This is a genomic window from Nocardia sp. NPDC047654 (assembly GCF_043205035.1).
Taxonomy (GTDB): Bacteria; Actinomycetota; Actinomycetes; order Mycobacteriales; family Mycobacteriaceae; genus Nocardia.
In genome coordinates this window covers 17,201-29,560 of the sequence record NZ_JBIDDF010000016.1, presented here as the reverse complement: position 1 = coordinate 29,560, position 12,360 = coordinate 17,201, and the positions used below count along the sequence as shown (strand labels likewise).

Here is a 12,360-nt window from a genome sequence, read left to right as displayed (position 1 = left end):
ACGAACAATGTCAGCACCGCCACTTTCGGCCGTAAATAACTGAACGAAAAATTACTGCCATGGTTACTTTCCTCGTCTCCCTGGCAGTCATCGTGGCTTTCGCCACCCTCGTCGCCCGCGGAACGGCTCGCGCGGGTTCCTCGAACGTGGTCGACCGCGACGCGCAGCGCCTGCACTCCGAACTGACGGCGATGCTCGGCCGCGACACCCATCACCGCTGAGCAACGTCGCGCTTCCCTCCGGCATCGCGCAGCGGCCCACCCAGGCAAGTCGGACGAAGGGCGACCGTGCACCGCCCGGGCTCAACCACAGCTGTCCGGGCGAAGCAGGATCGAGCATGGCCCGACGCCCGTCGGAGCGGCTGCCGCGTTGGTGACAGGGACGCAAGCGGCTGTCGGCTCGAGTCGACAGCCGCGTCTATCGACCAAGGACGCGAGATCGAGCTTCGACACCTACGCGCCCAGCGCACCTCGACTCCCGGTTTCGAGCGAAGCGAGACCGAGCATGTTCCGTTCGCGGCCCGGCTCGCGTCCGAGTGGCCGCCGCGTCCGCGACGAAGGAGCAAGCGGCGGTCGCTCGAACGCGAGCCACAAGGGGGCCGCGAACACCCAGCGCCGCAGGCGCTGGAAAAACTACACAGCGTCGCCGGGGCTGACGCGCGGCTTGGGGGCGCGCATCTTGCGGATCTGTGAGGCGCGGACGAATGCGTACCAGCCCAGCCGGTACCCGCCGTCGGTGGTCTCCGGGAAACGCTCCCTGACCCGGTTGTTCACCACCCGGCCGAGCAGCACGCCCTCGACGCCCATGAACAGCATCATCACCAGCATGGCCAGGGTCACGATCGTCTGCAGCGCGGGCGCGACGAACATCGACAGGATCAGCACCAGCGCCATCGGCATGAACAGGCCGACCAGGTTGCGCCGGGCGTCGACGATGTCGCGCACGAACGCCCGGACCGGGCCCTGGTCGCGGGGCGGCAGGTATTTGTCCTCGCCCGCGAGCATGCGTTCCCGTCGATCCGCGGCGGCCTCGCGCCGTCTGGCGGAGGCGGCCTTGCGTTCCGCTCTGGTGCCCCGCGCGGCCTTGCGGCGGGCGCGGGCCTCCTTCGCGGTGAGCGGAGCGGGCGCTATCGGACCACGGCGCTTGCCTTGTGCGTCACGGCGTTTCGGGGTGGGGCGGCCCTTGCCCGCGGTGGCCGTGGCCGCCGCGCGGGTGGTGCCCGCGGCCGAGCCACCGTCCGTGACCACCGTCGATTCGGCGGTCGCGTCGGTGCTGCTGGACTCGCCGCGACGGAACAACTTCACACAGACCAGGCTATTCGATGGGTAGCGCGGCGAGAAATGCGGTCCGATTCGCCCGGAGTGTGCGGTGTCACGCAGGTTGCGTGTCGCCGCGGAGCGGGTGGTGGCAAGATGGAGGAATAGCAGCCGGCCGAGTGGTGTTGACCGACACGACCCCGTGCGCTGTTCGGGTAGACCAGTTCGGGTAGACCACAGGTTCCTCGAGGAGAGTTCATGACTGTGCAGAACGAGACCGCCACCCACGGTGTGACTCTGACCGACGCCGCCGCCACGAAGGCGAAGGCACTGCTGGACCAGGAGGGACGCGACGACCTGGCGCTGCGGATCGCGGTGCAGCCGGGTGGTTGTGCAGGCCTGCGTTACCAGCTGTTCTTCGACGACCGCTCGCTCGACGGCGACCTCACCGTCGACTTCGCAGGCGTCACGCTGGCCGTCGACCGGATGAGCGCGCCGTACGTGCAGGGCGCCTCGATCGACTTCGTCGACACCATCGAGAAGCAGGGCTTCACCATCGACAACCCGAACGCCACCGGCTCCTGCGCCTGCGGCGACTCCTTCAACTGAGGCTGCCACCGCTCCTGGCTTTCGGGCCGTGCGAGTCGGGTGACGTGGGCTCGCGAAATCGGTTGTCCCGTCCGGACATGTAGGTGCGCGGCTGCGCCCGGATCGGTGCGGCGGATCCGCTACGGTGAGACCGGGACCTTTGTCGTCCCGGTCTTGACCGCCTGCCGCCTACAGTTGAAGGGCCCAGCCACGTGTCCATAGCCGTTTCCGCGTCCATTGCGACCGACCACCTCATGCGCTTCCCCGGACGGTTCGCCGACGTACTGCTGGCCGATCAGCTCGACCACGTGTCGCTGAGCTTCCTCGTCGATGATCTGCAGATCCGTCGCGGTGGCGTCGGCGGCAACATCGCCTACGCCATGGGCCTGCTCAATCGCACCCCCTTGCTCGTCGGTGCCGTCGGCGCCGACTTCGGCGAGTATCGCGCCTGGCTGGAGAAGCACGGCGTCGACTGCTCCACGGTGCTGGTCTCCGAGCGTGCCCACACCGCGCGTTTCGTCTGCACCACCGACGACGACATGGCCCAGATCGCGTCGTTCTACCCCGGCGCGATGAGCGAGGCCCGCGACATCTCCATCGCCGAACTCGCCGAGACCAGGGATCTGGATCTCGTCCTGGTCGGCGCCAACGACCCCGAGGCGATGCTGCGGCACACCGCCGAGTGCCGCGAACTCGGCATTCCGTTCGCCGCCGATCCCTCCCAGCAGCTGGCCAGGCTGGACGGTGACCAGTCCGTGCAGCTCATCGATGGCGCCGCGTACCTCTTCACGAACAAGTACGAGTGGGCGCTGCTGCTGCAGAAGACCGGTCTGAGCGAGGAAGAGGTCGCCAAGAAGGTCGGCGTCCGCGTCACCACCCTGGGCGCGGAAGGCGTGCGGATCGTCGACCGCGACGGCACCGAGGTGACCGTCGGCGTCGTACCCGAGGTCGAGAAGGTCGAGCCGACCGGTGTCGGCGATGCCTTCCGCGCCGGCTTCCTCACCGCGCACACCGCCGGACTGAGCCTGGAGCGTTCCGCGCAGCTCGGCTCACTGATCGCCGTGCTCGTCCTGGAGACCATGGGCACCCAGGAGTGGACGCTGAGCAAGGAGTCCGCGCTGGAGCGCCTCACGCAGGCCTACGGCCCGGAGTCCGCCGCGGACATCAAGACCCTGCTCTGATCGTCACGACGAAAGGCGCGCACCCGGCCGGGTGCGCGCCTTTCGCATGTTCGCGCGCTACAGCGAAACGGGGTACGCGGGTTCCTGGATCTCCGGCTTGATCCGGTCCTCGACGAAGATGCCGTGCCACACCATGAACACCAGCAAGGTCCACAGCCTGCGGCTGTGATCGGCGGTTCCGGCCCGGTGCGCGACCAGCATCTCGCTGATCGCGGCCTTGTTCAGCAGGTGGCCGGTCTGCGACTCGGCGATCTGCTGCTGTGCCCAGTCGTAGAGCTCGGTGCCGCGCAGCCAGTGCCGCAGCGGGACCGGGAAGCCGAGCTTGGCGCGATGCAGCACGTGTGGGGGCACGATGCCCTCCAGCGCCTGGCGCAGCGCGTACTTCGTGGTCTCCTTGGTGATCTTCTGATCGAACGGCAGCCCCTCGGCCGCCTTCAGCACCTCGGTGTCCAGGAACGGCACGCGCAGTTCCAGCGAGTTCGCCATGGTCATCTTGTCGGCCTTGACCAGGATGTCGCCGCGCAGCCAGGTGAACAGATCGAGGTGCTGCATCCGGGCCACCGGGTCCCAGCCGCGCGACTGGGCGTACAGCGGCGCGGTGACGTCCTGATGGGTCCACTCCGGCCGGAACTCGCGCAGCACGGCGCGCAGCTGGGCGTCGCTGAAGCTGCGCGCGTTGCCGTAGTAGCGCTCCTCCAGGGTGAGCGAGCCGCGGTGCAGCAGGCTCTTGCCCCTGGTGCCTTCCGGGATCCGCTCCGACAGCTTGCCCGCCAGCCTGCGCAGGCCGCGGGGCAGCTTCTCGAAAGGCCGCAACGACAGCGGCTCGCGGTAGATGGTGTATCCGCCGAACAGCTCGTCGGCGCCCTCACCGGAGAGCACCACCTTGACGTGCTTGCGCGCCTCCTTGGCGACGAAATACAGCGGGACCAGCGCCGGATCGGCCACCGGGTCGTCGAGGTACCAGACGATCTCGGGGATCGCCTGGGCGAACTCGGCCGGGGAGACCACCTTCACCACGTGGCGCGCGCCGATCGCCTCGGCGCTCTCGGCGGCGACGTCCACCTCCGAGTAGCCCTCCCGCTCGAACCCGGTGGTGAACGTGATCAGCTTCGGGTTGTGCCGCATGGCCAGCGCGGCGACCGCGGTGGAGTCGATGCCGCCGGACAGGAACGAGCCGACCGTCACGTCGGCGCGCATGTGCTTGGCGACGGAGTCCTCGAGCGCCGCGGCGATCTCGCGGTAGCGCGCCGTCGCCGAACCGGGGGTGAACGGGCGCACCGGGAACTTCGGGGTGAAATACCGGGTGATGACCGGAGCCGCACCGGGCCGCACGGTGGCGTAGCTGCCGGATTCCAGCCTGCGCACGTCCTTGTGCAGCGTCTCCGGTTCCGGCACGTACTGGAGCACGGTGTAGTGCTCCAGCGCCCGCGGGTCCAGTGCGTCGCTCAGCTCCAGCGCGGGCAGCAGCTCCAGCAGGCTCTTCTTCTCGCTCCCGAACGCGGTGCCGCCCGGCCCGGTGGCCAGGAACAGCGGCTTGATGCCGAACGGGTCGCGCGCGAGGAACAGGTCCTTGGTCTCGGTGTCCCAGATCGCGAAGGCGAACATGCCGCGCAGCCGCCGCACCGCCTCGGGGCCCCAGTAGTGGAACGCCGCGACGATGGCCTCGCTGTCGCCTTCGGTGTGGAACATCTTCCCGTCCGGGAACTCGGCGGCGTGCGCCTCGGCGAGTTCGGCGCGCAGCTCCAGGTAGTTGTAGATCTCGCCGTTGAAGGTGAGCGCGTAGCGGTCGGGCTGCTCGGGCGGGCCCCAGCGCAGCGGCTGGTGCGAGTGCTCGATGTCGATGATCGACAGGCGGTTGAAGCCGAAGATCACCTGGTCGTCGTGCCAGGTGCCGCGCTCGTCCGGGCCGCGGTGACGTACACAGTGCAAGGCTTCGTAGACCTGCTCCACCGTGCCAGGTGCCGCCTCGTCAGATGCCAGGAATCCGAGCAGTCCACACACGGCGTCGGCAACCTCATTTCTCACAGTCGGGATACGCGCGCACCGGATGGGGCGCAAGGGGGCGAAATCTAGTGTCCGAGTATGCCGCACCCACGGGATCCGCGCGTCGTGCGCACCACGTCCGGGACGGAATCGCTGGTGACGGTGATCGGTGCGCGCTCGGTGAGGTGCCGAAGCCGACCCGACGACGAACCGGGGGTGCGTTTGGTCTACGCTGCGTAGTACTCAGGTCTCTCTCAGGCGACCCGCGCGCAACGCGCTGGCCCGGAGGGCGTCCTGAACGAGCTTAGGACGTATCGTCGGGGCCTATCGCAGCCCCGAACGATGCACTGTCGGAATGTGTGGCGACCAGGAAGGCGTGAGCGTGGCGCACAAGGCGAGCGAAGAGATCGGGGCACGACCCGCCCGGGGTCGGCAGGGCCGCATCCTTCGGCGGGCCGGGCTGGCGGTGTCCTTGGGGATCACCGCGCTGCTCGTCTCGGGCTGCTCGATCGACAATGTTTGGTTGCGGTTCGGTTGGCCGTCGGGTATCACGCCGCAGGCCACCCGGATGCGGGAACTGTGGACCTGGTCGGTCATCGCCGCGCTGGCGATGGGCGTGCTGGTCTGGGGCCTGACCTTCTGGACCGTCGCGTTCCACCGCAAGAAGGCGGACTCCCCGGAGTTCCCGCGCCAGACCGGCTACAACGTGCCGCTGGAGCTGACCTACACGGCGATCCCGTTCGTCATCATCGCCGTGCTGTTCTACTTCACCGTGGTCGTGCAGAACTACGTGCACGAGAAGGTGGCCGACCCCGATGTCACGGTCGACGTGACCGCCTTCCAGTGGAACTGGAAGTTCGGTTACCGCGAAGTCGACTTCAAGGACGGCTACAAGTTCGACGGCATCGACACCGCGCGTGAGACGGTGAACCAGGAACAGCTCGAGCAGTACGAGGAGCGGACCAAGGACGGCCACCCGCAGCCGGGCCCGGTGCACGGCAAGCCGGAGAACGACATCCTGTCCTACCTGCACTACGACAAGGTCGAGACGATCGGCTCGAGCAACGAGATCCCGGTGCTGGTGCTGCCGACCGGCAAGGTCATCGAGTTCCAGCTCGCCGCCGCCGACGTGATCCACGCCTTCTGGGTGCCGGAGTTCCTGTTCAAGCGCGACGTGATGCCCAACCCGAAGGAAAACAACTCCGACAACGTCTTCCAGATCACCAAGATCGAGAAGGAGGGCGCGTTCGTCGGCCGCTGCGCCGAGATGTGCGGCACCTTCCACTCGATGATGAACTTCGAGGTCCGCGCGGTCACGCCGGAGAAGTTCACCAAGTACCTGGACGCGCGCCAGGCGGGCAAGACCAACGCCGAGGCGCTGGAGGCCATCGGTGAGTCCCCTGTCGCCACGTCCACCACGCCGTTCAACACCAGGCGCGACACCAAGAGCGCGGCCTCGGCCGAGAGCAAGTGAGGATTTGATCTGACATGAAGATCGAAGCGCGGATTTTCGAACTGCTCACGGTGTTCTTCATCATCGTGGCGGTGGTCTACGGCTTCTTCACCGGCCAGTCGCGCACCGGCGTCGAGTGGGCGGGTACCACGGCCACCGTGCTGACCGCGGGCCTGTCGCTCATCATCGGCACCTACTTCCGGTTCGTCGCCCGTCGTCTCGACCTGCGCCCCGAGGACTACGAGGACGCCGAGATCGTGGACGGCGCCGGCGACCTGGGCTTCTTCTCACCCGGCAGCTTCTGGCCGATCACCTTGGCCGCCGCCGGTTCCGTGACCGCCCTCGGCCTGGCGTTCTTCCAGTTCTGGCTGATCGGCATCGGCGTCGTCTGCGTGCTCGCGGCCGCCGCCGGTCTGGTGTTCGAGTACTACCTCGGGCCGGAAAAGCACTGACCTGTCGACTCGCGAAACGCCCCACCGGAATCCGGTGGGGCGTTTCGCGTATGGGGGACTCGGCGGCCCGGATCTCCGTAGCACCGGCGTTGCCACGCAGGGTGCGGTGCTACGGATCCGTGGCGAGGGATCGCGGCGCGCGGCCCGCGTCAGCCGTTGCCGCCCTCGTACCGCAGCGCGTTCTCCGAGCGGCAGATCTCCTCGATGCCGGAGACGATGTCGCGCAGCAGTTCCGAGGGCAGTGCGGCGGGGCGCAGGCGGCAGGTGAAGGTGATCAGGCCGTGGTCTTCGGGGGGCAGGCCGCGGGCGGCGGATTCCGCGCGCAGGTAGCGTGAGCGCACGCCGTAGGTCATCGCTGAGATGACGGTGAAGCAGCCGGTGCGTTCCCGGTGGCCCGAGAACAGGTCGTGCAGGCGGTAGAACACCGACGCATAGCTCGACAGGGGCGCGAAAACGCCCACCCGGTAGGCAGGACCACGCTCGGACGAACTGAGCGCTGTATCGGCCAGATACTCGGCATCGCGCAGGGTCTGTACCTTCGGCGCGAACAGCACCGCGCCCGCGGCCGCGTTGCGCACCGGCATGCCCGCCTTGCCGGGCGCGGCCGAGGCGATGGCGCCCAGCGATTTCCGTGCCCGCGACCCGACCTCGCGCCGGGCACGCAGTCCCCGGGTGGGCGCGGTGGGGTACAGGCTCGACCACTGCCCGAAGCGCACGGTGCCCAGTTGCACGTGGCCGGTGCCGACCGGACGCGCCACCTTCAGCGGCGCGGTGTCGACCCAGCGGCCGACCTGCAGTTCGGCATTGCCGGGCCGCGTGATCTCGGCGTAGGCGTGCTCGACGAAGGAATCGAAGTCGAGGAACCGGTCGGCGTCGGTGGTCAGCCAGGTGCGCTCCTTGTCGATCTCGATGGCGTCCAAAGTGAGCGCGGTGATGATGCCCGCGCGACCGCCCGCGCCGAGGATGCGCTGGAATCGCTCGGTGTGGTGGGTGCGCCCGCAGGTACCGATACGTCCGTCGGTGTCCACGTACTCCAGATCGACGATCTGGTCGATGAACAGGCCGTGCTTGTGCGACGCCGCGCTGACGCCGCCGACCGAGGCGAAGCCGCCCGCGGTGATGTCGCGGTGGTCGCCGACGATCGGCAGGCCGAGGCCGTGGGCGCCGAGCCTGCGGTCGATGTCGGACAATTTGGCGCCCGCCTGCACCCGGACGGTGCGCCTGCCCAGGTTGATGTCCAGTACCTGGTTCATCCGGCGCAGCGACACCACGGTCGGCTGGGCGGGCAGCGTGAGCCCCTCGTCCAGCAGCTCGCCGCCGCGTACCATCAGCCGTTCCGTTCGCCCGCGTGAATCCCGCACCGTGCGAACGACATCGGCGGTATCGCGCGGGAGGTATTCCTCGGCGTTGGAGACAGTTTGCGGCGTGCTCATGGCCCAAAAGCTAACCACAGCGCGGCCCGCCCCGCTTCCCCGAATCCGGGAGTCACCGCGACGCGGGCGCAAGGCTCTTGCCGAACAGGACGGATCCGGCGGCATCGCACAGGTCGACGGTCAATTCCCTCGACTTTCCGTCGATGCGGACCTCGCCGAAATGCTGGAAGGCGTCCAGCGGCGAGCTGTTGTGCACCGGCGGCGCGTGGACGTAGACCGCTTCCGGGCCGAACGTGCCGTCCAGCTGATTCGGGCCGAACGCGCCCGCGTTGAGCGGACCGGAGACGAACTCCCAGAACTCGTCGAAGTCGGTGAAGACCGCGCGCTCGGGCGAATAGCGGTGGGCGGCCGTGTAGTGCACGTCGGCGGTGAGCCAGACGACGTTCGCCACCTTGTTCGCCCGGATCGACGACAGCACCTGGGCGATCTCGCGTTCCCGGCCCGACGGCGCGCCGGGATCGCCGTTGGCGGGACCTTCGTAGGCGGTGGCGTTCTTCTGTTCGCCGTCCGGGACGATCACGCCGAGCGGCAGGTCGTTGGCGATGATCTTCCAGGTGGCGGTGGATTCGCGCAGACCGTCGATCAGCCATTTCGTCTGCGCCGGACCGAGAATGCGGCCGTTGGGCCCGTTGTTGACGTCGTTGGCGTCCTTGTTCGCGCGCATGTCGAGCACGAAGACGTCCAGCAGCGGACCGTAGGCGATCTTGCGATACAGGCGGCCGTCCACCGCTTCTCTCGGTTCCAGCGGCATCCACTCGTGGAATGCCTGCCAGGAGCGCGTGGCGAGGGTGTCCATGCGGCGTTCGGTGTAGCCCTTGGACTCGGCGACGAGTCCGCCCGGGTACCAGTTGTTCACCGTCTCGTGGTCGTCCCACTGCACCACCTGGGCGACCGAACTGTTGAACCGGCGGTAGTTCTCGTCGGTCAGGTTGTAGGCGTAGTTGCCGCGGAACTGATCCAAGGTCTGCGCGACAGCGCTTTTCGCCTCGCTCACCAGATTGCGCCAGACCCGGCCGTCGGGCAGCGTGACCGATTCCTTCAACGGTCCGTCGGCGTAGATGGAGTCGCCGGAGTGCAGGAACAGATGCGGGTCGCGGGCGGCCATCGCGGCGAAGATCCGCATGCCGCCGAGTTCCGGGTTGATGCCGTAGCCCTGACCCGCGACGTCGCCGGACCATTGCAGCCGGATGTCCGCCGCGGCGGTGGGCGCGGTGCGGAAGACGCCGGTGACCGGTTGGGAGGTGGCGCCGTCCTCGCCGCGCAGCGTCACCCGGTAGTGCACCTGCTGTCCCGCGGGCAGGCCGTTGACCCGCACCCGGCCGGTGCCGTCGGAATCCGGGGTGAGCAGTGGCCCGGTGAAGCGCATGGGATCGGTGAACGATTCCGTCGCGGCGGTTTCCACGAGCAACGTGGCGGGGCGATCGGCGCGGGCCCAGATCAGCGCGCCGTCGGTGCGTGGGTCACCCACCGCCACGCCGTGGGTGAGCACCGGCCGCTGCCGGATCAGCGCCGGGCCGTTGCCCGGCGAGCAGGCCGCCAGCGCAGGGGCCGCCACGAGTCCGAGTGCGCAGGCGCGTAAGACGGTGCGCCGGGAGGGTCCTGAGGCCGAGCCGCTCATGAGGAAACTCTGGCGCAATTACGTCAACGTCACATGAACTCGTCGGGTCCGCGCGGCCAACAAGCAACGGGACCTCAGTGCGCGAGTCGCTCCAGCCGGTGGTGCAGCTCGCCCGCCCAGTCGACGCCGCCCAGGTGCTGGTAGTCCACCCAGAGCGCGTCGAAGACGTCGCGGCCCTCGGAGATCCATCCGCCGCGCTTGTCCGCCTCCAGGACCACACTCATGCCGGTCTCGGTCGGGACGAAAGTCACCTCGAGCTGGTTCAGGCGCGGGTAGTGCGGCGAACCGGCGAACTCGATCTCCTGGTAGAACGGCAGCGTCTGAGGTGTGTTGTGCACCCGTCCCGATTCCACATCCGCGCTGCGCAGGTGGAATCCCAAGCGCTCCACCGCTTCCAGCAGCACGTGCTGGGCGGGCAGCGCGCCGACGCCGATCGGGTCGGTGTCGGCGGCGTCCACCGCGCCGTGGATCTCCACGACCGTGCGCAGCGACACCACCGTGCCGGGCAGGTGCCTGCCGTTGTAGAACGTGATCGGCGTTTCCATCGGCGCGCGGGCCGCGAAGCGGAACTCCGGCACCGCACCCACGGGCAGATGCAACGGCCCGTGCACCCCGATACGGCCGAACGCGATGTCGCGCAGGCCTTCGTGATCCTCGTACTCCTGCTCGGCCCTGGTCACGAACTCGACCGCAACCTGAGCGATTTCCTGCGCGACCGCCCCACCCCGCAACCGGATCACACCCTCGACCGTGCCCCCGGGCTGCACACCCGGCGTGAACAACTCGGTCTCCACCTCGGCCCCACCGACCCCGGCCGCCGCCAGCAACTTCTTGAACATGCTCGTACTTTCGCCGCGCCGTCTTACCGAAGGCTTGTCATTATCTTGTCGCCCTGGACGACTCGGCCGAGTGTATGGCACCGGCCGGCGGAAGCAGCGCCGCTCCGGTCAAGGCGTGGATCGAGCGGCGGCGACAAAAGCGGCGCATGCAGCGGGATCCTTGTCGCCGCTTGCGGTTTCCACACCACTGTTGACGTCGACGGCGTACGGGCGCACCTGCCGGATCGCCGCGGCGACCGTGGCGGGGGTGAGGCCGCCGGCGAGCACGACGGGACGGTCGAACCCGGCCAGCACGTCCACGATGGCGGCACTGATCGACCAGTCGTGTGGGCGACCGGTGCCGCCCAGGCGGTCCGAAGTCCGTGAATCGAGCAGCACGGCATCGCAATACGGAGCCACCGCCCGTGCCGCGTCGACGGCCTCCGGGCCGGTCACGTGCACGGCGGCGAGGATCGGCCGTTCGGCGGCACGCTCACGCACCCGCGCCAGCACATCGACGGAAACGAGCCCATGGATCTGGATCGCGTCGACGCCGATCCGGTCGGCCAGATCGATGATCGCCGTAGCCTCCGTCACATGGGTGACCAGCACGCGGGTGACGAATGGCGGGGTGGCCGCCGACAGTGTGGCGGCACGGTGCGGATCGAGCGCGTCCTCACTGACATGTGTGACACCCGAGATGAATCCGATCGCGTCGGCGCCTGCGGCGACGGTTGCGCGCAGATCGGCCTCCGACCGGATGCCACAGATCTTCGACCGCATGGTCATCGGGCGCACGAAGGAAGGCCTGGTGTTTACGAGGGGATCAGGGCGGAATCAGCCGGCGGCGGTGTCCGGGATACGGACGGGCACGGCCTCGGGGCGGCTGCCGCTGGGGACGCCCTTCTTCAGGCTGTGGGCGTAGACGTCGACGTATTCCTGGCCGGTGAGCTGCATGAGCTCGTACATGACCTCGTCGGTGACGGCGCGTTCGACGAATCGGTTGCCGCCCATGCCTTCGTAGCGGGAGAAGTCGATGGGCCTGCCGAACTTGACCGTCACCTTCCTGCGGCGCCAGCGGAACGGTCCGGGCGGGCTGACTTCGTCGGTGCCGATGACGGCGACCGGGATGACGGGGACGCCGGTCTCCAGCGCCAAGCGGGCCAAGCCGGTCTTGCCCTTGTACAGCCTGCCGTCGGGGGAACGGGTGCCCTCCGGGTAGAGGCCGACCAGACGGCCCTCGTCGAGCAGCTTGCGGGCGGCGTTCAGCGCGTCCTCGGCGGCGTCGGCTCCGCTGCGGTCGATCGGGTACTGACCCGAGGCGCTGAAGAAGAACTTCTGGAACCGGCCCTTGATGCCCGGGGTGGTGAAGTATTCGGCCTTGGCGAGATAGTTGATCCGCCGCGGACTCAGCAACGGAGCGAACAGCCAGTCGGCGAAGGAGAGATGGTTACCCGCCATGATGGCCGGCCCGTCCGCCGGAATGTTCTCCACACCCTCGACCGTAGGCCGGTTGTAGAGATGAATGAACGGTCCCAGCAGCACGAACTTCAGCAGCCAGTAGAACATGACGTCCTT

The 12,360-nt window shown here is 68.3% G+C and carries 12 protein-coding genes; 5 read left to right on the top strand and 7 right to left on the bottom strand.

Going from position 1 to position 12,360, the window contains the following annotated elements:
* The first annotated feature begins 59 nt into the window (after positions 1-59).
* Positions 60-221 (top strand): hypothetical protein, encoded by a 162-nt coding sequence (locus ACGF7Y_RS29515; protein WP_393239387.1) that lies wholly within the window; start codon positions 60-62, stop codon positions 219-221.
* A 411-nt stretch (positions 222-632) separates the two neighbouring features.
* On the opposite strand, the gene ACGF7Y_RS29510 is transcribed toward ACGF7Y_RS29515, so the two are convergent.
* On the bottom strand, positions 633-1,304 hold the full coding sequence (locus tag ACGF7Y_RS29510) for a DUF3043 domain-containing protein (protein ID WP_040865872.1): 672 nt from the start codon (positions 1,302-1,304) through the stop codon (positions 633-635).
* Positions 1,305-1,514: 210 nt separating this feature from the next.
* Between ACGF7Y_RS29510 and ACGF7Y_RS29505 the strand changes: the two genes are divergently transcribed.
* A complete protein-coding gene (locus tag ACGF7Y_RS29505) occupies positions 1,515-1,865 on the top strand; it encodes a HesB/IscA family protein (RefSeq protein WP_393239384.1) in 351 nt (116 codons plus the stop codon).
* 191 nt (positions 1,866-2,056) lie between these two features.
* Positions 2,057-3,025, top strand: a complete 969-nt coding sequence (locus ACGF7Y_RS29500; protein ID WP_393239381.1) for a carbohydrate kinase family protein — start codon at positions 2,057-2,059, stop codon at positions 3,023-3,025.
* A gap of 57 nt (positions 3,026-3,082) precedes the next feature.
* On the opposite strand, the gene asnB is transcribed toward ACGF7Y_RS29500, so the two are convergent.
* Positions 3,083-5,026 carry an asparagine synthase (glutamine-hydrolyzing) gene (gene asnB, locus ACGF7Y_RS29495; RefSeq protein ID WP_393239702.1) on the bottom strand — a complete coding sequence of 648 codons (1,944 nt, stop codon included), beginning with the start codon at positions 5,024-5,026 and terminating at the stop codon, positions 3,083-3,085.
* Between the two features lie 364 nt (positions 5,027-5,390).
* Between asnB and ACGF7Y_RS29490 the strand changes: the two genes are divergently transcribed.
* On the top strand, positions 5,391-6,482 hold the full coding sequence (locus ACGF7Y_RS29490; protein ID WP_357038051.1) for a cytochrome c oxidase subunit II: 1,092 nt from the start codon (positions 5,391-5,393) through the stop codon (positions 6,480-6,482).
* A 14-nt stretch (positions 6,483-6,496) separates the two neighbouring features.
* Positions 6,497-6,913, top strand: coding sequence for a cytochrome c oxidase subunit 4 (locus ACGF7Y_RS29485; RefSeq protein ID WP_040865876.1), 417 nt, complete (start codon positions 6,497-6,499; stop codon positions 6,911-6,913).
* Between the two features lie 149 nt (positions 6,914-7,062).
* Here the strand turns inward: ACGF7Y_RS29485 and ACGF7Y_RS29480 are convergent, their stop codons facing one another.
* The 5 genes from ACGF7Y_RS29480 to ACGF7Y_RS29460 all read right to left on the bottom strand — a co-directional run bounded on the left by ACGF7Y_RS29480 (position 7,063) and on the right by ACGF7Y_RS29460 (position 12,351).
* Complete coding sequence (locus ACGF7Y_RS29480) at positions 7,063-8,346, bottom strand: FAD-binding oxidoreductase (RefSeq protein WP_393239378.1); 1,284 nt, start codon at positions 8,344-8,346, stop codon at positions 7,063-7,065.
* A gap of 52 nt (positions 8,347-8,398) precedes the next feature.
* Positions 8,399-9,964 carry an alkaline phosphatase D family protein gene (locus ACGF7Y_RS29475; protein WP_393239375.1) on the bottom strand — a complete coding sequence of 522 codons (1,566 nt, stop codon included), beginning with the start codon at positions 9,962-9,964 and terminating at the stop codon, positions 8,399-8,401.
* A 74-nt stretch (positions 9,965-10,038) separates the two neighbouring features.
* Positions 10,039-10,803 carry a sporulation protein gene (locus ACGF7Y_RS29470; RefSeq protein WP_393239373.1) on the bottom strand — a complete coding sequence of 255 codons (765 nt, stop codon included), beginning with the start codon at positions 10,801-10,803 and terminating at the stop codon, positions 10,039-10,041.
* 108 nt (positions 10,804-10,911) lie between these two features.
* Positions 10,912-11,571, bottom strand: coding sequence for a phosphoribosylanthranilate isomerase (locus tag ACGF7Y_RS29465; RefSeq protein WP_393239371.1), 660 nt, complete (start codon positions 11,569-11,571; stop codon positions 10,912-10,914).
* Between the two features lie 48 nt (positions 11,572-11,619).
* The gene (locus ACGF7Y_RS29460; RefSeq protein ID WP_393239369.1) at positions 11,620-12,351 is read right to left on the bottom strand and encodes a lysophospholipid acyltransferase family protein; all 732 of its coding nucleotides are present in this window, start codon (positions 12,349-12,351) and stop codon (positions 11,620-11,622) included.
* Between the last annotated feature and the right edge of the window lie 9 nt (positions 12,352-12,360).

Excerpts from the sequence above, each read along its gene's own strand:
- ACGF7Y_RS29515 (WP_393239387.1), top strand. The coding sequence starts at position 60 with ATGGTTACTTTCCTCGTCTCCCTGGCAGTCATCGTGGCTTTCGCCACC.
- ACGF7Y_RS29460 (WP_393239369.1), bottom strand. The coding sequence starts at position 12,351 with ATGTTCTACTGGCTGCTGAAGTTCGTGCTGCTGGGACCGTTCATTCAT.
- ACGF7Y_RS29475 (WP_393239375.1), bottom strand. The coding sequence starts at position 9,964 with ATGAGCGGCTCGGCCTCAGGACCCTCCCGGCGCACCGTCTTACGCGCC.
- ACGF7Y_RS29470 (WP_393239373.1), bottom strand. The coding sequence starts at position 10,803 with ATGTTCAAGAAGTTGCTGGCGGCGGCCGGGGTCGGTGGGGCCGAGGTG.
- ACGF7Y_RS29465 (WP_393239371.1), bottom strand. The coding sequence starts at position 11,571 with ATGACCATGCGGTCGAAGATCTGTGGCATCCGGTCGGAGGCCGATCTG.
- ACGF7Y_RS29480 (WP_393239378.1), bottom strand. The coding sequence starts at position 8,346 with ATGAGCACGCCGCAAACTGTCTCCAACGCCGAGGAATACCTCCCGCGC.
- ACGF7Y_RS29485 (WP_040865876.1), top strand. The coding sequence starts at position 6,497 with ATGAAGATCGAAGCGCGGATTTTCGAACTGCTCACGGTGTTCTTCATC.
- ACGF7Y_RS29505 (WP_393239384.1), top strand. The coding sequence starts at position 1,515 with ATGACTGTGCAGAACGAGACCGCCACCCACGGTGTGACTCTGACCGAC.